Genomic DNA, 17,023 nt, shown 5'->3' with positions numbered 1-17,023 from the left:
CTTCAGACGACCACCCCTGCGGTCTCACGTGCAGGTTCAACGAGCGCCCCGGCTTTCGCCAGAGTCTCGATCTCGTCGGCGGTCAGGCCGATCTCTTTGAGAATCTCGTCGTTGTGCTCGCCCTGGTGTGCGGGCACCTGGGTGGCCAGAGGGCCGGCGTGCCCGCTGAAGTGCCAGGGTGGCGCGGGAATCGTGATGCTGCCGCCGTGACGGTCGGAGACCTCGCGGGTGACGCCCCAGCTGTTGGCCCACTCGGTTTCGCTGAACTCGGCGATGCCGCGCAGTTGACCGGTGGCGATCTTGGCCTCATCGAACTGCGCGTCGAGCGAGTCCATGGAATCGAAAGTGTAGATCCAGGTCTGCACAATCGCGTGCAACGCCTGGAGGTGGAGGCGGCGCAGCTCGGGGGTGCGGAACCGCGGGTCGTCGGCGAGGTCGGGGCGCCGCATCGCGTGCAGGTAGAACGGGAAGCTCATGCTCCCTACCAGACTCATCGGGGTAACGAATTGGTGTCCTTCAGGACTGGTGAAGAACCCGCAATCGGTGGCACCCAGGATCGGCGTCTCGGCGCCGAGATCGACGTCCGAGAGGTCGTAATGCACACGCTCGTTGAGCGACGTCAGCACCGCGGCCATCGCCACGTCGATGTATCGGCCCTCGCCGGTGACCCGGCGGTGTTGCAGGGCCGCCAATACCGCGATCGTGGCGTGTAACCCGGCGTACACGTCGCCGTGCGACAGCGAATCCGACCGGCGATCAGCACCCTCAACACCGAACTGCTGCAATGTGTTCTGAGTGAAGCCGACTTCGGCTTGTACGGTGGGCGCATACGCCATGCGCGTTCGCCACGGTCCGCTCTGCCCGTATCCGCTGATGGACGCGTAGACGACTGCGGGATTGCGCGCGGCCACCGACTGATAGTCCAAGCCGAATGACGCCAGCGCGCCGGGGCGGAAGTTCTCGACGATGACGTCGGCGGTATCGCACAGCCGCAACACCGCGTCACGGGCCTCGGGCACGTTGAGGTCGATGCTCAGGTTGCGTTTGCCCGCGTTCTGTTGAGCGTAGTAACCGCTGATCCCGTCGCGACGAGGAAACGCGAAGCGACTGATATCCCCGCGGGGCGGTTCGATTTTGATCACTTCGGCACCCAAGTCGAGCAGGTGCTTGGTGCAGTGCGGACCAGCCAGCACCCGCGTGAAATCGATGACCCGGACGCCTTCGAGTGGCTCCCCTTGCTTCGAAGTCATGATCACCGTCCCACGAATCGCGCCGCGCCGGGACCTTCGGTGGCTAGCGACGCCAGCCCGATCTTCAAGTCTTCGGATTTCCAAATGCCGGATTGCAATTCCCGCATCGCTTCATCGGTCGCCGATACCCCATGCGAAACCGTGTGAGAGACAATAGCTTTGGTGGACGTATGCGCGATCGTCGGCCCGTTGGCAAGCTCATGGGCGAGCGTACTGGTGACCGCGGCAAGTTGATCGTCGGCGACGACGCGGTTGATGACGTTCCATCGTTCCAGCGTGCGGGCGTCATAGCGGCGGGCGAGCAGCGCCATCTCCTTGGCGCGCGCCGCGCCCGCGCGCTCGGTGACGCGTTGAATGCCCCCCATCAATGGGTTCAGCCCTATCGAAGCCTCGACGCTGCCGATCTTGGCCGACTCGCCGGCGACGATCAGGTCGCAAGCCAGCGCCAGTTCCAGGCCACCGCCGAGGCATACGCCGTGGACGGCGGCGACGATCGGAATGGGTAGCGCGTCGAATTCCCGCAGCAGCGCCACGACGTCCAGGCCGGGGGCCTCGCCGCTCTCGGCGCTCTCGAACAACGCGACGTCGGCCCCGGCGCAGAAATTGCGCAGGCTACTGCGCAGCAGCACCGCACGTGCTCGTCGTTCGGCCGCCCAGCGGACTCCATCGAGCAACGCATCGAACAGGGCGGTACTCAAAAAGTTGTGCGGGGCGTGCTGCATCGTGAGCACGGCGACGCGGCCGTCCATCTCGCGCGCGACCGGCGACGAATCCCGGTCCGGCGCGCTCACCGGCGGTATCGCGCCGACCGGCTGATCCAGGGTCTGCTCGGTCATCGAAATCCCCATAACTATATCGGTCGTCATACTTATTGATGGGCACTAAGCTAGAACTTCTTCGAATACTTAGTCAAGGACTATGTATGATGGGCGACATGCCAAAGCGAAGTGACAGCAAGGACCGGATGATCGCGGCAGCCCGCCGGCTCTTCCGCGAGCACGGATACTTCGGCACCGCGCTGTCCGACGTCGTCGCGGAGAGCTCGGCGCCCCGGGGGTCGCTGTACTTCCACTTCCCCCGCGGTAAAGAAGAACTCGCCACCGAGGTAGCGCTGATACATGCCGCGGACGCCATCGCCCACATCAACCGGGCCGCGGGCACCACCGGTACCGCGGCCGAACTGATCGCGGCGTTCATCGGCCGTTCTCGCGACGAACTCATCGCCAGCGGCTACCGCGCAGGCTGCGCCGTCGCCCCCATCGTCATCGAAGCCACCCCGGCTTCAGCTCAGCTCAGCGACACCGCCCGGCGCGGCTTCCAGGACATCATCGCGACGCTGGCCGCTCGTCTTGCCGAAAAGGGCATACCCGAAAGCCGGGCCGGGCGGCTCGCCCTCAATGCCGTCACCGCGATGGAAGGCGCGCTCATCCTCAGTCGGGTGCTGCGCAGCCCCGAGCCATTCGATGCGGCCACCGCCGAACTCACCGCCAGCGCCGCCGCCGCAGAAGGGACACCCGTCCAATGACATCGACAACAGTAAATGAATTGCGCACCAACCTGATTGGCGCGTGGACCCTGCAATCGTACGAAAGCACTGCCCTGGACGGGTCCGATGTGACCTACCCGCTGGGTGTTGATGCCCGCGGCATCATCATGTACACCCAGGACGGTTACATGTCGGCCCAGCTGATGCGCGCCGACCGAACACCGTTCGACCGCGATGATCCGCACCACGCCCACGACAACGAACTCGCCGCGGCAGCCGGTGGATATCTTAGCTATAGCGGCCCATTCTCCGTCGTTGACGACGGCCTGATCGCCCACCACGTCGAAGTCAGCTTGCTGCCCAACTGGATCGGTGGCATCCAATACCGCACCGCCCATTTGCAGGACTCGTGCCTGGTACTCGGCCCTCCCGAACCGATGATGATCAATGGCGTGCCCCGTTACGCCAAACTGGTGTGGCGGCGCACCTGACGGCGAAACTACCGATCGCGGAGGTGCCGGTACTACAGTCTGGGCAGGATCCCAGACCAAGGAGGCCGAGACGAACCCTCAGGATCCGTTCGGACACGGTCCCTTTAGCCCCCAGCCATTGAGCTACGATCCGCTTGGCCGCGTCCCCTACGCCGGCCCGCCGGCGGGACCGCCCGCGGGGCCGGCTGTTTTTCCACCCGCACCACCGCCGCCGCATCGCCCGCCCGTCAACAGCTTCGCGACGTTGTCGCTGGTGTTCGCGTTCGTGTGCGCCCCCGTCGGTGCGGTTCTCGGACATCTCGGCCTCGCGCAGATTCGCCGCACCGGTGAGCTCGGACGTGACCGCGCGCTCATTGGGTTGTCGATGTCGTATGCGTTCATCACGCTCACCGTCGTCGCGCTGACCGGGTGGACCACGCTGAACATGCTGGGTGCGGTCTCTCGGACCAACCAAGCCGCGGCGCCGGCGACCACCGCCGCACCCGTCACCACCAGCGAGTCACCGCCGGCACCCGCGGTGGCGCCGGACGACGTGATCAAGCTGCTGCCGACGCTGGATGCCCTCAAAAGCATTACCAACGACCAGAACCTGGAGGCCGGCGAGAGCTGGGACCGTCCCGCCAAAAGCGATCAGGTCGCGACCATCGACCGTCCGCAGTGCTGGGGCAGCATGACCCCGGGGGCTCCCGAGGCCTACACCCTCGACGCCATCCTCCGGTACCGCTCGGAGGAATTCTCCGATACGCAAACCTTCCTGAAGTCGATTCAGATCATCCAAGCGGTCATGGCGTTTCGCGATCCGCCCACCGCGCAATCACAAGTCGCGAAGCTGATCGACGGATGGCGCGACTGCGGCGGGGCACCCGTGACACTGACCGGCCGGGGCGGCCCGACGTACACGTTGTCGCTTAGCCCTCCCGCCGACGCCGGCAACGGCATCACCACGATGGATCTGGCGCCCAAGGGCCTGAAAGTGAGGTTTGTTCGGGCGGCGGCGGCCAAGGCCAACATCGTGGTCGACCTGTACGTCGTCAGCCTCGGCACGACCGATGCCAGCGGCCCTCGGCAAACGGCGGTGAGCATCGCGAATTACATCCTCAACAAGATCCCCGCCTGACCGTCACGCGTGATCGCCCGGCCCAGTACCGTGAGCTCATGAAATACCTCGATGTCGACGGAGTGGGACAGGTCAGCCGGATCGGCTTGGGCACCTGGCAGTTCGGCTCACGCGAATGGGGCTACGGCGACGAGTACGCCGCCGGCGCCGCCCGTGACATCGTGCAACGCGCTCGCGCTCTGGGCGTGACGTTGTTCGATACCGCCGAGGTGTACGGGCTGGGCAAAAGCGAGCGTATCCTCGGCGAGGCACTCGGCGACGAGCGCGCCAAGGTTGCGGTGGCCAGCAAGATCATGCCGGTCGCACCCTTTCCTGCGGTGATCAAGCAGCGCGAACGCGCCAGTGCGCGGCGGCTGCAGCTGGATCGCATCCCGCTCTACCAAATCCACCAGTCCAACCCGCTGGTTCCCGATTCGGTGATCATGCCGGGAATGCGTGACCTCCTCGACAGCGGCGACATCGGCGCGGCCGGCGTCTCGAACTATTCACTTGAGCGGTGGCAGAAAGCCGATGCCGCGCTGGGGCGTCCGGTCATCAGCAATCAGGTCCACTTCTCGCTCGCCTTTCCGAAAGCGCTCAAGAACCTGGTCCCATTCGCCGAACGAGAGAACCGCGTCGTGATCGCCTACAGCCCACTGGAACAGGGACTGCTGGGCGGCAAGTACAGCGTCGACAATCGTCCCGGCGGCGTCCGCGCGATAAATTCACTGTTCGGTACCGAGAACCTGCGCCGTCTCGAGCCATTGCTGCAGCTGTTGCGCGACGTCGCCAAGGAAGTCGACGCCAAGCCGGCGCAGGTGGCGCTGGCGTGGCTGATCAGCTATCCGGGCGTGGTCGCCATCCCCGGCGCGTCCAGCGTCGAACAGCTCGAGTTCAACGTGGCCGCGGGCGACCTCGAGTTGCCCACCGCTTCCCGTGACGCGCTCACCGAGGCGGCGCTGGCGTTCCGGCCGGTGTCACCCGTTCGCTTCCTCACCGACCTGGCGCGGGAGAAGCTAGGGCGTCGCTGATGCGGGGGCCAGTGCCGGGGTGCCGGCGGGGGCGCCCCTGGCGATGACGATCGGCATCGAGGTCGATGCGTTAGTGCTCAGGATCGTGTGCACGACTCCGATCAGGTCCTCGATGGGCATCAGCTTGCCGGGCATGCAGCGATCCGACACCCACACCGGGACCGCCTGCATGGCCAGGTCCATATCCCACCCGGCGTTCATGCCGGTTGCTGCCTCGCCCTCGCCGCCGGCGCACTCCCCCACGATGAGGTTGGTGAAGCCGACGTCGGGGTGTTCGGCGCGCCACGCGTCGACCAGTCGCTCGAGGGCGGCCTTGCTGACGCCGTAAGCGCCCAGCCCCTGCCAAGACGGCCCGTAGGGACCCGCGTCGGAGGACAGGTAGACCGCCTTGCCCGCGGACGCGGTCAAGTGCGGTATCGCTGCCGACGTCACCAGCGACGCCCCGATGACATTGGTGTCGAAGATCCGGCGCCACGTTGCGGCATCGGTGTCGACCAAGCGAACCAGCGGGCTGATCGCGGGCGTAAAGACCAGGTTGTCGATGCCACCGAGCGCGTCAGCGGTCTTCTCGATGGCCGATCGACACGAGGCCTCGTCGGTGATGTCGCACTCGACGGCGACCGCGCCGGGCCCGGCCTCCTTCGCGGCGGTCTCGAGGCGCTCGCGCCGGCGGGCCAGCAGCGCCACCTGATCGCCGCGCTGCGCCAGCCCGATTCCAATGCAGCGCCCGAGCCCGCTCGATGCACCAACCACCACTGTCCTTGACATATTTGCCCTCTCCTGTAACGAGCCCGCTGCAGGAACAGCGTATCCATCAAGTGCGGGGCATGTAACCGAAGGGCGGATTTTCGGTTGGGCGTGACGCCAAACATGATGGGCGCCTTAGGAAGTGAACCACGATCACGCTCCGCGTGACCGCCGCAGGATCGCTCGGCCGCAAATCGGGCGACGGTACGAACAGCGAGACCCACGCAACCTGCTCCCCGGAGCTTGTCGACCGCGGGAGACGCCCAACCGTCCCACCGGGTCGAACAAATTAGGCCGCGAAGGCCACCAGCGGCTTGGCCGCACTAGCCGGGTGTCACCCGAGCGTCAACCGTCGCGCGTCAGGCCTCGGTGGCGGGCAAAGCCTGCAACACCACGGCCGTATGTGCTTCCACGGTGAGCGTGCCGCCGCCGGGCACTTCATCCGCCGGCGTCGTCTCCTCCGGTCCGGTGTACACCACGAGGTTCCATGCAGCACCGAATTCTTTTGGGGGAAGCGTGAATTCAATCGGTTCATGGTGGGCGTTGAAACAGAGCAGGAAGGAGTCGTCGAGAAGCCGTTGACCCCGGGCATCGCGGTGGGAGATGCCGTGCCCGTTGAGGAACACCGCGACGGACTTGGCGAAGCTCGCGCCCCAGTCCTCGTCGGTCATCTCATCCCCGTCCGGGGCGAACCATGCGATATCGGGTAGGCCGTCCTGGCCGCGGCGGCCTACCGGCTTGCCGGAAAAGAATCGCCGCCTGCGGAACACCGGGTGATTGGCGCGCAGCGCCGACACCGCGCGGGTGAATTCCAGCAGGCCGGTGTCGGCAGCCGACCAGTCGATCCAGGTGAGCTCGCTGTCCTGGCAGTACCCGTTGTTATTGCCTTGCTGGGTGCGGCCGAGTTCGTCGCCGTGGCAGATCATCGGGACGCCCTGCGAGAGCAACAGCGTGGTGAGGAAATTGCGCTCCTGACGGGCGCGCAATTCGTTGATGCCTGCGTCATCGGTCGGGCCTTCGGCGCCGCAGTTCCAGGATCGGTTGTGGCTCTCGCCGTCGTTGTTGTCCTCGCCGTTGGCCTCGTTGTGTTTCTCGTTGTAGGACACCAGATCACGCAGGGTGAACCCGTCGTGAGCGATGACGAAGTTGATCGATGCCACCGGCCGGCGCCCGGTGTGCTCGTACAGGTCGGCCGATCCGGACAGCCGGTAGGCGAACTCGTCGAGAGTAGCCGGCTCGCCCCGCCAGAAGTCCCGGACGGTGTCGCGGTATTTGCCGTTCCACTCGGTCCACTGCGGCGGGAAATTGCCCACCTGGTAGCCGCCCGGTCCGACGTCCCACGGTTCGGCAATGAGCTTGACCTGGCTGACAGTCGGATCTTGTTGCACGAGTTCGAAGAATGTCGACAGTTTGTCGACGTCGTAGAACTCGCGGGCAAGCGTGGAAGCCAGGTCGAAGCGGAAGCCGTCGACGTGCATTTCGGTCACCCAGTAGCGCAGCGAGTCCATGATGAGCTGCAGCGAGTGCGGATGGCCGACGTTGAGGCTGTTCCCGGTGCCCGTGTAGTCCATGTAGTACTGCTTGTCGTCGTCGACCAGCCGGTAGTACGCGGCGTTGTCGATGCCACGCATCGACAACGTGGGGCCCAGGTGGTTGCCCTCGGCGGTGTGGTTGTAGACGACATCGAGAATCACCTCGATGTCCGCTTCGTGCAGGGCGCGCACCATCGCCTTGAACTCCTGCACCTGCCCGCCCGGGGAGGCGCCACCGTAGTACTTGAAGTCGGGCGCAAAAAACCCAATCGTGTTGTAGCCCCAGTAATTCGACAGACCCCGCTCGATCAGGGTGGCGTCATTGGCGAAGTGGTGCACCGGCATCAGCTCGATCGCGGTGACGCCCAGGCTCTTGAGGTGGTCGATGATCGCCGGGTGCGCCACGGCGCCGTAGGTACCGCGGATCTGCTCGGGGATGTCGGGATGGGTCTGGGTCAGACCCTTGACGTGCGCCTCGTAGATGACCGTGTCGGCATATTCGTGACTAGGCGGGCGGTCGTTGCCCCAGTCGAAGTACGGGTTGATCACCACGGACTTGGGCATGCTCGCCGCGGAGTCGTCGTCATTGCGGCTATCGGGTTCGCCGAAGTTGTAGCTGAACAGCGACTGGTTCCAGTCGAACGTGCCGTCGATGGCCTTCGAATACGGGTCCAGCAGCAGCTTGCTCGGGTTGCAGCGCAGCCCCTCGGCGGGCTCGTACGGGCCGTGGACGCGATACCCGTAACGCTGACCGGGTTCGATCGCCGGAATATAGCCATGCCAGACGTAGTAGTCGACCTCGGGCAGAGTGATCCGCGTCTCGGCGCCGTCGGCGTCGAACAGGCACAGCTCCACCCACTCGGCTACCTCGCTGAACAGCGCGAAATTGGTGCCCGCACCGTCGTAGGTGGCGCCGAGCGGGTACGGCTTGCCCGGCCACAGTTCACCGGTGGGTGTCGGAGCAGGCGCGTCTGCTCTGGCCACATCTGCTCTGGTCATGGCGCACTTGATACCCGAGCGAAACGACGTCCAAACAACAGTTCGAAATGCACTGACGCACTTGCCATTTCGGGACCAATCGAAGCCGGCAAGATCTCGCAGCCGTATGCGGCCCGGTCGAGCGGCAACGCACGAGGATGGAGGGCAGTTACCCGACTCGCCGTCGTCGAAACGACGCGGCCGCGGTTTAGTCCGCCGACCGCGGGTATCACGCCGTAGTGACCGAGTCGGGATTGATCGTGGTGGGTAGCGGCCCGGCCGGGATGGCCGCGGCGGAGTCTTTTCGCGAACACAACGCCCACCTACCGGTGCGGATCCTCACAGCCGACGTCGACCTTCCTTACGCACGACCACCGTTGAGCAAGGAGTATCTGCGCGGCCAGACCGATGACGTCGCGTTGCACGACGCGCAGTGGTTTGACGACCGGAATGTCGAACTCAGTCGCGGCGCGACAGTCGACCGGTTGGATCTGCGCGAACACGCCCTTTACGTCGGCGATGAGCGCCATTCGTTCGACACACTGATCTTGGCGTGCGGCGCGGCGCCGACGGCCCCATCGATTCCCGGTGGGCACCGGGCCCTGCTGCTGCGCTCCTTTGCCGAGGCCACCGCGCTGCGCCACGCCGCGGGCAGAGCGACTTCCGCGGTGGTGATCGGCTCGGGCTTCATCGGCTGCGAGGCGGCCGCTTCGCTGGCAATACGCGGCATACCGGTGACTTTGGTTGCCCCCGAAGAGCTTCCGCAGGAGAAGCGGCTCGGAACCGAGGCCGCCGCCCGTCTGCGTGATCTGGTGACCGACGCGGGAGCTCGCCACGTCGGCGGGGTGGCGGTGGAAGAGATCACCGATGCCGGGGTGCGACTGGACAACGGTGTCACCATCGACTGCGATCTTGTGCTCGCCGCGACGGGTGTCGCGCCGCGGAGTCGCCTCGCTTCCGAGGCGGGTCTGCAGATTCGTGACTCCCGCATCGTCGTCGGCTCCGATATGGGTACCTCGGCACCCGACGTCTACGCCGCTGGTGATGTCGCGCTGGCGCGGCACGAGGTCGCGGAACGCCACCTGGCGACCGAACACTGGCAGGACGCGACCGACCAGGGAGCGATCGCAGGCGCATGCGCGGCGCAGTCACCCGCCAGATGGGTTGGTGTGCCGGGATTTTGGACTTCGGTGGGCGATGCCACCCTGAAATACCATGCTTGGGGAGACGGCTACGAACGTAGCCGGCTACGCGACCATGCCGACGGGTTCACGGTCTGGTATGCGTCGGGCGATGCGGTTGTCGGGGTCCTCACCTACAACGCGGATGACGACTACGAACTCGGTGAGCGGCTCATCGCCGAACGCCGGCCGCCGCCCTTTCCGATCGACGGCTAGCGACCGAAGACCGGCCCGGCTCGTCCGACACTCGGGTTGATGACCTCGATCGTCATCGTCGAAAGCGGGTTCACCGGATTCCGCCGCGCTCATATCCTTCGCCGAAAGCACACGGCCGATCATGTTGTGCTCAGCGATGATTCGCACACCGACACGCACATGATCGCCTGGGTAACAGGTGTAACCGGTGCACCGCCGATCCAACAGCTGGGTCTGCCCACCAAAAGGGCCGGCTCAAAGTGCGGACCGACCTGCAGGTGCCCGCGCACTTCGGCGTCTCGCGGCAGGCGATGCGGCCCCGGCCCCCGACCAACCAGTAAAGATCACGCCGCCCACCGCACAACACGCGACCCGTCGGGGGAACTGCTGGCGCACAATGTGGCTGCGAGCCCCGGCCACGATCGGATCGTCCCCGCAGGAGGACGGCCAGTTCCCGCCCGCCCAGCGACGACAACCCGAAGATCAACTGAGGCGCTGTTTAGCGCCGCGCGATGAGGGGCAATCGGCCGTCGTGGAAAGCGACATCAACGACGACAACATGCTGGACCAGTCCGAAAGTCTGGACTCCGACGAGGTTCGCAACGACGACGGCGACGAGGTGGTAGATCCGCCCGACCGCTGGATCGAGGCGGAGGACCACGAGTCCCTCGACGAGAAGCTGGCGGCGGAGACGCCCGACAACTCACGCAACGACGAACCGTCCAGGCAGGCGCACGACTCCGACGAGGGGGGCGCACTCGAGGTTGTCGACGAAGACGACCTGGACCGCATCGATCCGAGCGAGCACGGTCGGGTGCGCGGCCAAATCGACGGCACACCGGAAGACGGTGACTCGTTCTTCGACGTCGAGCGGTGAACCGATCGCCGATTGACACTGGCAGCCGGGGGTAACCGATCACTTATGGATCAGTCGCAGGCACCCTTGCTCGACGCGCTGGCCGACTATCACCGCAGCAACCGCTACGGCTTCACCCCGCCGGGACACCGGCAGGGCAATGGCGCCGACGAGCGCGTGCTGGCGGTGTTGGGCAAGGAGCCGTTTCGCGCCGACGTGCTGGCCACCGGCGGCCTCGACGACCGAAGGACACGCGGGAAGCTTCTGGAGCGGGCCGAGGAGTTGATGGCCGACGCCGTGGGCGCCGAGACCGCCTTCTTTTCCACCTGCGGCAGCTCGCTATCGGTGAAGGCCGCGATGATGGCCGTCGCCGGCGGGACGGACGGCGGGCTGCTGGTCGCCCGCGACAGCCACAAATCCATCGTCGCGGGCTTGATCTTCTCGGGGGTGCGGCCCAGATGGATTGTTCCGCGATGGGACAGCGAACACCACTTCTCCCATCCGCCGTCGCCGGAACAGGTGCGCGCCGCATGGGAGAAACACCCCGACGCGGCCGGGGCCCTGATCGTGAGCCCCAGCCCGTACGGCACCTGTGCCGATATCGCGGCCATCGCCGACGTCTGCCATGAGCGCAACAAACCGCTGATCGTCGACGAGGCGTGGGGCGCCCATCTTCCGTTCCACGAAGACTTGCCGACGTGGGCGATGGATGCCGGCGCTGACATCTGCGTGGTCAGCGTCCACAAGATGGGCGCGGGGTTCGAGCAGGGGTCCGTTTTTCACCTGCGGGGCGGCCTTGTCGACCCGACGCGGTTGTCGGCGTGCGCCGACCTGCTGATGACAACCAGCCCGAACGTGATGCTCTATGCGGCCCTTGATGGTTGGCGACGCCAGATGGTCGAGCGCGGACACGACCTGCTCAGCGCCGAACTCGATCTCGCCCGCGATCTGCGGGGTCGCCTCGCGGAGATTCCGGACTTGAGGGTGCTCGAGGACGAATTGCTCGGCGCCGAGGCGTCGTGCGACCTCGATACGACGCAAATCCTGATGGATGTCTCGGGCACCGCAACATCGGGGTACCAGACCGCGGACTGGCTGCGCGAGAACTGCCACCTCGATCTGGGTCTCAGCGACCACCGACGGGTGCTGGCTACCATGTCGTTCGCCGACACCGAGTACACCGCGGACCGGTTGGTGGATGCGATGACGCAATGGCGCAAAGCCGCAACGACTTTCGAGGAGCAGCCGGCTATCCGGTTGCCCGCGCCGGAGGAGTTGCAACTAGAGACCGTCTGCCTGCCGCGTGACGCGTTCTTCGGGCCGACCGAGATGGTGCCCGCAGCCCAGGCCGCCGGCCGGATCGCGGCCGAGCAGATCACCCCCTATCCACCGGGCATCCCGGCCGTCGTACCGGGCGAGCGTCTCAACGACGGCGTGATCGACTACCTACGCTCGGGCGTCGAAGCGGGCATGACGCTTCCCGATCCAGCGGATAAGACCGCGCAACAGTTCCGGGTGGTCGCCTAGGTCGCACCGTCGCGTTTGGATTTCGCGGCGTTGCGCAACGTGCGGTTCGTGGAGCGAAGATCGGTGTTCGCAGCGAACAGTTCCGCATTGTCGTCTTCGAGGTCGAGGATGCGGGCGATACCGGCCAGGTTGACCCCGGCAGCAACGAGCGCGCTGATGCGGCGCAGCCGGGCCAAGTCGTCGGCACTGTAGCGACGGGTTCCCCCATCGCTGCGCGACGGCGTGAGCAGGCCGTAGCGCTCGTAGAGGCGCAGCGACTGCACAGCCACGCCGGAAAGTTCCGCAGCGACCGAGATGCCGTACACGCCATGGTCGGATGCTGGCGTACTGGACCCGTCCGGAAGGTCGACCATCGAGCACCTCCTCGCTTTGCTCGCACAGAAAACTTATTTATCATACTTGCACTGCTGTGTCGACCGTGATATATAAAACCTATGCCACACGGCATAGATAAATCAGGTCTTGCGGCGACAGATTGGAGTGAGAGATGACCGCAATGCTGATGCGTACCGACCCTTTCCGTGACCTGGACCGTTTCGCACAACAGGTACTGGGCACGGCCGCCCGCCCGGCCGTGATGCCGATGGACGCATGGCGCGAGGGCGAAGAATTCGTCGTCGAGTTCGACCTTCCCGGCATCAACGCCGACTCGTTGGACATCGACATCGAACGCAATGTGGTGACCGTGCGGGCCGAACGTCCGGCCGTCGACCCCGACCGGGAGATGTTAGCCACCGAACGTCCGCGCGGGGTGTTCAGTCGACAACTAGTGCTGGGCGAGAACCTCGACACCGAGAAAATCGAGGCTTCCTATACCGAAGGAGTTCTGCGCCTTCGCATCCCGGTTGCCGAGAGAGCCAAGCCGCGCAAGATTACGATCGGCCGCAGCGACGGACGCACGGCCGTCCACGACAACGCAGCAGCGCGGGAGGTGATAGACGCCTGATCGAACGATGGGGCGCAGGCGGCGGCGGTAATCGGCATCCGAACGTTCACAACCGCCGCCGCGCTCCGCCAGTCGCATACCGGCGCCTACTGTTATGACATATTTGAAACCGTCCTCGGCGTTGAACAGTCAGCGCCACCAAGGTCGACCGCCGCCCTTTCCGAGTCTTCGCGTCCGCAGTTTCGATGTGGGGCTCGCGACGGTCGTCGGTCACGTCCGGTGAACTGAACCCGAGGAGACGAAGTCCGCTATGAATTGGGACCTCAACGGCCAATCGGCCGATGTCGAACAAGCTCTGGCCGGCGGTGCGCCGCATCGGGCGGGTTGGTTCCGGTTCTACTTTGCCGACCAGCGCTGGGAGTGGTCCGAACAGGTGCAACGGCTGCACGGATATGAGCCCGGCAGCGTAACCCCGACGACCGAACTGGTCCTCTCACACAAACACCCCGAGGATCGCGGGCAGGTCGCCGCCACCATCGATCAGATCCTCAATACCCACGAGGCGTTCAGTACCCGCCACCGGATCATCGATACCGGCGAACAGGTGCGTCATGTGGTCGTGGTCGGTGACCAGCTGCATGACGACCGGGGCGCCGTGATCGGAACGCACGGGTTCTACGTCGACGTGACTCCACTGTCCAACCAGGAGCGCGAAGACCTCGTCACGGCGAAGCTGGCCGAGATCACCGAACAGCGAGCCAGCATCGAGCAGGCCAAGGGCATGTTGATGGTGGTCTATGGCATCGACGACGACGCGGCATTCGACCTGCTCAAGTGGCTGTCCCAGGAGGCCAACGTGAAGTTGCGGCTGCTGGCAGAACAGATCTGCGACGACTTCCGCGCCGACGGTCCACGGCTCATTGCGCAATCGGAGTTTGACCACCTTCTGCTCACCGCGCGCCAACGCGTCCGCTCGAATATTGCGCAAGAAGCGTAAGCGGACAGCGTCGCCTTTCAGGGCATGCGAAGTCGACTACGCATTACTTTTTGCTCGGAATGACGATAACGACGATCAGAGTGAGGATGGAGAAGAACAATCCGAGAATTCCCCATCCTAGCGGGTTGCGGCCTTTTGTTGCGGCAATCAGACCACAGATAATCGCCGCGATCACGCTGCCGATGGCGACAAAAATTCCCTTGATCCCACGCAGAATGAATCCCGCCGCAACTGGATCCGAACTAGCCAAAATCACCGAGTGCAACATGTCAGGTCCTTTCCTCGCGAGAAGTCGTTACCGAATACCCTCGCGAGGGCGCGCCAAACCGGAATTCGCAATCCGAGAATGGCGACTTTTACACCCGCAACCGTCGGCGAAACACCGTCTAATCGCGCCTAGAGTTCCCCGGAGAAATCAGCGGTGATCCAGCGGTCGGGCCGGATGGTGAAAAGCACGCTTTCTTGCCCCTCAAGGCTGCGGACGAAGGCGCGTCCGCCTTCTTCACCGAGGTAGCGGATGGCGATCTCCTCCCGCACCTCGATCGGGGCGGGCTTGGTGGTCTCGACGACCGTGCCCTCGACGACCACATATTGGTACGGCGGCTCCTCGCGCTGGACGACGAGCGTCACCACGCCGGCCCGCTCGATGAGTTTGGCCTTGCGAGACGACGCGCCGGTGTTAATTCGCACGTTTCCGCCAGGAACGTAGTCGTACCAAATCGGGACACTTGCCGGCGGCCGACCGTCCTCGGCAGCCACGGACAACACACCGACATGCAGTGCTGCGAGGAACTCTTCACGCTGGGGCACGCTGAAAGCAGTCATGGCCGGGTGAACGCGCCGGCCACACCGGCTATTCCCGTGCGCTCCGTTTGCCCGTCCGGTCAGCCTCCGCTGCCGGCGATCCAGGCCTGTTCCCGGCCGGATTCGGGCGGGACACGCCCGCCGTCGACGGCGAAACTGGCTGGGCTGCTTCGAAAAACACCAGAACCTGCTCGGCGGCCACAGCCGCGATGGAGGTCGTCACCGATAAGTATGCGGCCTCGCTGCTGGCTCAGCGCCTGCACGACAGCATCGATACCCGCTATGCGCCTGGCGACCGCAAGCCCTCACGCGTTAAGTCGTAAACAGCGCGGGAATCTTCACGACCAGCTCATAGAGGCCGTAGACGAAGGGCACTCCGACCCACACCCAGCTGACGATGCCCAGCGGCCAGACCCGTCGCGAGGTCGCCTCGATCGATCGTTCGGTCATTGTCCCTCCTCGCCAAAACTCACGGCCGCCGGCTTTCGCGTATCTACCGATGTGACAATGAAACTGGGCGGCCGCGGAGTACGAATCAGCTCATTACAGAGCACGCCGATCAGCAACAGGATCACCATGATCACGAATGACCATCGGTAACGCTCCGGGCCCACCACATGGGCGGCGATGCGATTGTCGGCGATCGCATTGACAATGACCGGTCCGAGCACACCCGCGGTCGACCACGCCGTGAGCAACCTGCCGTGGATGGCCCCGACTTCGAGGTAGCCGAACAGGTCGCGCAGGTAGGCCGGCGCAGTCGCGAATCCCGCTCCGTAGAAGGACAACAGCAGGATGCACACCACCAGGAACAGCGGCTTGCTCGCGTTTTGCGCGACGATCAAGACGACGTAGAGCACCGACCCTAAGCCTAGATAGAGCCGGTACATGTTCTTGCGGCCGGCCGCATCCGAGGCTGTGGACCACAGTATGCGCCCCAACGAGTTTGCCAACGATAACATTGCGACGAATCCCGCCGCGGCCGCCGTCAACGCCGCGGGAGAAGCCGCGCGGGGAAAGTAATCGCGGTAGATGGGTGCGGCCCGTTCCAGGATGCCTATTCCCGCAGTGACGTTGAAGCACAGCACTATCCACAGCAACCAGAACTGCGGCGTCTTGATCGCCTCATTGGCGGTGCGGTCGGGCCCCGCGGCGTGCGGCACCTTCGACGCGGCCACCCTGACGACGGGTGGCTCCCACCCCGGCGGCGGCAGCCGAACAAGGAAGACTCCCATCGACATGAAGACGGCGTAGACCGCCCCCATGACCAGGAAGGTCGCGGCCAGCCCGTGCCGGTCGGTGCCGAACCATTTCATCAGCTGCGACGACCACGGAGAGGCGATCAGCGCGCCACCGCCAAAGCCCATGATCGCGAAGCCGGTCGCCATGCCCGGCCGGTCGGGAAACCATTTCATCAAGGTGGAAACCGGTGAGATGTAACCGATTCCGAGGCCGATACCGCCGAGGACGCCGTAACCGAGGATGATCAGCCACATCTGGCCGATCTCGGCCGCCACGGCAGCGACGAGCAAACCTCCGCAAAAGCACGACGTCGCCACGAACATCGCCCAACGAGGCCCCCGTCGTTCGACCGCCGTGCCGAAGACAGCGGCCGACAGGCCCAGCATGACGATGCCTAACGTGAACGGAATGGCACTCAAAAGCCCTGATGCCTTTAATGTTTCGTGCAATGGGAGCTTGAACACGCTCCAGGAATAGACGCTACCGATCGCAAGGTGTATCGAGAGCGCCGCAGGGGGGACAAGCCATCTGCTCCACCCAGGGCTAGCAACGATTCGATCACGTGACAGCACTCCAGCAGACAACATTGTCCTCTTTTCACAGCGGGCTCCTGACGCATCAGAACGCTCGTCGGTGTCTCATCCGTGACCAATTGGCAAGCACGGTAAGAACATACGGCAGCGATATCATGATGTTTTACGGAGCAACTGCCGACGATTGTCGG

General features: G+C 64.8%; 18 protein-coding genes and 1 pseudogene. 10 read left to right on the top strand and 9 right to left on the bottom strand.

Annotation, left to right across the window (positions count from 1 at the left end):
* Positions 1–2 precede the first annotated feature (2 nt).
* Both OK015_RS08705 and OK015_RS08700 read right to left on the bottom strand, forming a co-directional pair.
* On the bottom strand, positions 3–1,250 hold the full coding sequence (locus OK015_RS08705; RefSeq protein ID WP_268130753.1) for a CaiB/BaiF CoA transferase family protein: 1,248 nt from the start codon (positions 1,248–1,250) through the stop codon (positions 3–5).
* 2 nt (positions 1,251–1,252) lie between these two features.
* Entirely contained in the window at positions 1,253–2,086 is an 834-nt protein-coding gene (locus OK015_RS08700) for an enoyl-CoA hydratase/isomerase family protein (protein WP_268130751.1), read from the bottom strand.
* Between the two features lie 98 nt (positions 2,087–2,184).
* Here OK015_RS08700 and OK015_RS08695 point away from each other — a divergent pair, with 98 nt between their 5' ends.
* From OK015_RS08695 to OK015_RS08680, 4 genes are all read left to right on the top strand, one after another.
* Positions 2,185–2,775 carry a TetR/AcrR family transcriptional regulator gene (locus OK015_RS08695; protein ID WP_268130749.1) on the top strand — a complete coding sequence of 197 codons (591 nt, stop codon included), beginning with the start codon at positions 2,185–2,187 and terminating at the stop codon, positions 2,773–2,775.
* On the top strand, positions 2,772–3,227 hold the full coding sequence (locus OK015_RS08690; protein WP_268130747.1) for a lipocalin-like domain-containing protein: 456 nt from the start codon (positions 2,772–2,774) through the stop codon (positions 3,225–3,227). Before OK015_RS08695 ends, OK015_RS08690 begins: the two co-directional genes overlap by 4 nt.
* A gap of 118 nt (positions 3,228–3,345) precedes the next feature.
* Positions 3,346–4,344, top strand: coding sequence for a sensor domain-containing protein (locus OK015_RS08685; RefSeq protein ID WP_268130745.1), 999 nt, complete (start codon positions 3,346–3,348; stop codon positions 4,342–4,344).
* Positions 4,345–4,382: 38 nt separating this feature from the next.
* Complete coding sequence (locus tag OK015_RS08680; RefSeq protein ID WP_268130742.1) at positions 4,383–5,354, top strand: aldo/keto reductase; 972 nt, start codon at positions 4,383–4,385, stop codon at positions 5,352–5,354.
* Here the strand turns inward: OK015_RS08680 and OK015_RS08675 are convergent.
* Together OK015_RS08675 and glgX are read right to left on the bottom strand one after the other, a co-directional pair.
* Positions 5,340–6,110, bottom strand: coding sequence for an SDR family oxidoreductase (locus tag OK015_RS08675; protein WP_268132552.1), 771 nt, complete (start codon positions 6,108–6,110; stop codon positions 5,340–5,342). The genes OK015_RS08680 and OK015_RS08675 overlap by 15 nt on opposite strands.
* A 350-nt stretch (positions 6,111–6,460) precedes the next feature.
* Positions 6,461–8,632 carry a glycogen debranching protein GlgX gene (gene glgX, locus OK015_RS08670; RefSeq protein WP_268130740.1) on the bottom strand — a complete coding sequence of 724 codons (2,172 nt, stop codon included), beginning with the start codon at positions 8,630–8,632 and terminating at the stop codon, positions 6,461–6,463.
* 218 nt (positions 8,633–8,850) lie between these two features.
* Between glgX and OK015_RS08665 the strand changes: the two genes are divergently transcribed.
* The 4 genes and pseudogenes from OK015_RS08665 (at position 8,851) to OK015_RS08650 (ending at position 12,370) form a co-directional block, all read left to right on the top strand.
* Positions 8,851–10,008: an NAD(P)/FAD-dependent oxidoreductase gene (locus OK015_RS08665; RefSeq protein ID WP_268130738.1), complete on the top strand. Its 1,158-nt coding sequence runs from the start codon at positions 8,851–8,853 to the stop codon at positions 10,006–10,008.
* Between the two features lie 96 nt (positions 10,009–10,104).
* Positions 10,105–10,407: pseudogene (locus OK015_RS08660) on the top strand (NAD(P)/FAD-dependent oxidoreductase); the annotation flags it as partial.
* Between the two features lie 139 nt (positions 10,408–10,546).
* Positions 10,547–10,864 (top strand): hypothetical protein, encoded by a 318-nt coding sequence (locus OK015_RS08655; protein ID WP_442791280.1) that lies wholly within the window; start codon positions 10,547–10,549, stop codon positions 10,862–10,864.
* Between the two features lie 45 nt (positions 10,865–10,909).
* Complete coding sequence (locus OK015_RS08650; protein ID WP_268130735.1) at positions 10,910–12,370, top strand: aminotransferase class I/II-fold pyridoxal phosphate-dependent enzyme; 1,461 nt, start codon at positions 10,910–10,912, stop codon at positions 12,368–12,370.
* On the opposite strand, the gene OK015_RS08645 is transcribed toward OK015_RS08650, so the two are convergent.
* Positions 12,367–12,723 carry a MerR family transcriptional regulator gene (locus OK015_RS08645; protein WP_268130733.1) on the bottom strand — a complete coding sequence of 119 codons (357 nt, stop codon included), beginning with the start codon at positions 12,721–12,723 and terminating at the stop codon, positions 12,367–12,369. The two genes, OK015_RS08650 and OK015_RS08645, sit on opposite strands and share 4 nt — an antisense overlap.
* 143 nt (positions 12,724–12,866) lie before the next feature.
* Between OK015_RS08645 and OK015_RS08640 the strand changes: the two genes are divergently transcribed.
* On the top strand, positions 12,867–13,316 hold the full coding sequence (locus OK015_RS08640) for an Hsp20/alpha crystallin family protein (RefSeq protein ID WP_268132550.1): 450 nt from the start codon (positions 12,867–12,869) through the stop codon (positions 13,314–13,316).
* A 250-nt stretch (positions 13,317–13,566) separates the two neighbouring features.
* The gene (locus tag OK015_RS08635; protein ID WP_268130732.1) at positions 13,567–14,253 is read left to right on the top strand and encodes a PAS and ANTAR domain-containing protein; all 687 of its coding nucleotides are present in this window, start codon (positions 13,567–13,569) and stop codon (positions 14,251–14,253) included.
* A 43-nt stretch (positions 14,254–14,296) separates the two neighbouring features.
* On the opposite strand, the gene OK015_RS08630 is transcribed toward OK015_RS08635, so the two are convergent.
* From OK015_RS08630 to OK015_RS08615, 4 genes are all read right to left on the bottom strand, one after another.
* Positions 14,297–14,521 carry a deoxyribodipyrimidine photolyase gene (locus tag OK015_RS08630; RefSeq protein ID WP_268130731.1) on the bottom strand — a complete coding sequence of 75 codons (225 nt, stop codon included), beginning with the start codon at positions 14,519–14,521 and terminating at the stop codon, positions 14,297–14,299.
* Positions 14,522–14,649: 128 nt separating this feature from the next.
* Positions 14,650–15,078, bottom strand: a complete 429-nt coding sequence (locus OK015_RS08625) for a pyridoxamine 5'-phosphate oxidase family protein (protein WP_268130730.1) — start codon at positions 15,076–15,078, stop codon at positions 14,650–14,652.
* A 291-nt stretch (positions 15,079–15,369) separates the two neighbouring features.
* A complete protein-coding gene (locus tag OK015_RS08620; protein WP_268130728.1) occupies positions 15,370–15,507 on the bottom strand; it encodes an MFS transporter small subunit in 138 nt (45 codons plus the stop codon).
* Positions 15,504–16,886: an OFA family MFS transporter gene (locus OK015_RS08615; protein ID WP_326498525.1), complete on the bottom strand. Its 1,383-nt coding sequence runs from the start codon at positions 16,884–16,886 to the stop codon at positions 15,504–15,506. The genes OK015_RS08620 and OK015_RS08615 overlap by 4 nt, the downstream gene beginning before the upstream one ends.
* Between the last annotated feature and the right edge of the window lie 137 nt (positions 16,887–17,023).

This window comes from Mycobacterium sp. Aquia_216, assembly GCF_026723865.1.
Lineage (GTDB): Bacteria > Actinomycetota > Actinomycetes > Mycobacteriales > Mycobacteriaceae > Mycobacterium.
The sequence above is the reverse complement of the archived record's forward strand: the minus strand, read 5'-3'. Positions and strand labels throughout refer to the sequence as shown.

Bases quoted from the DNA above. Each gene is read 5' to 3' on its own strand.
- OK015_RS08705 (WP_268130753.1), bottom strand. From the start codon at position 1,250: ATGACTTCGAAGCAAGGGGAGCCACTCGAAGGCGTCCGGGTCATCGAT.
- OK015_RS08700 (WP_268130751.1), bottom strand. From the start codon at position 2,086: ATGACCGAGCAGACCCTGGATCAGCCGGTCGGCGCGATACCGCCGGTG.
- OK015_RS08695 (WP_268130749.1), top strand. From the start codon at position 2,185: ATGCCAAAGCGAAGTGACAGCAAGGACCGGATGATCGCGGCAGCCCGC.
- OK015_RS08690 (WP_268130747.1), top strand. From the start codon at position 2,772: ATGACATCGACAACAGTAAATGAATTGCGCACCAACCTGATTGGCGCG.
- OK015_RS08680 (WP_268130742.1), top strand. From the start codon at position 4,383: ATGAAATACCTCGATGTCGACGGAGTGGGACAGGTCAGCCGGATCGGC.
- glgX (WP_268130740.1), bottom strand. From the start codon at position 8,632: ATGACCAGAGCAGATGTGGCCAGAGCAGACGCGCCTGCTCCGACACCC.
- OK015_RS08655 (WP_442791280.1), top strand. From the start codon at position 10,547: ATGCTGGACCAGTCCGAAAGTCTGGACTCCGACGAGGTTCGCAACGAC.
- OK015_RS08650 (WP_268130735.1), top strand. From the start codon at position 10,910: ATGGATCAGTCGCAGGCACCCTTGCTCGACGCGCTGGCCGACTATCAC.
- OK015_RS08645 (WP_268130733.1), bottom strand. From the start codon at position 12,723: ATGGTCGACCTTCCGGACGGGTCCAGTACGCCAGCATCCGACCATGGC.
- OK015_RS08640 (WP_268132550.1), top strand. From the start codon at position 12,867: ATGCTGATGCGTACCGACCCTTTCCGTGACCTGGACCGTTTCGCACAA.
- OK015_RS08635 (WP_268130732.1), top strand. From the start codon at position 13,567: ATGAATTGGGACCTCAACGGCCAATCGGCCGATGTCGAACAAGCTCTG.
- OK015_RS08630 (WP_268130731.1), bottom strand. From the start codon at position 14,521: ATGTTGCACTCGGTGATTTTGGCTAGTTCGGATCCAGTTGCGGCGGGA.
- OK015_RS08625 (WP_268130730.1), bottom strand. From the start codon at position 15,078: ATGACTGCTTTCAGCGTGCCCCAGCGTGAAGAGTTCCTCGCAGCACTG.
- OK015_RS08620 (WP_268130728.1), bottom strand. From the start codon at position 15,507: ATGACCGAACGATCGATCGAGGCGACCTCGCGACGGGTCTGGCCGCTG.
- OK015_RS08615 (WP_326498525.1), bottom strand. From the start codon at position 16,886: ATGTTGTCTGCTGGAGTGCTGTCACGTGATCGAATCGTTGCTAGCCCT.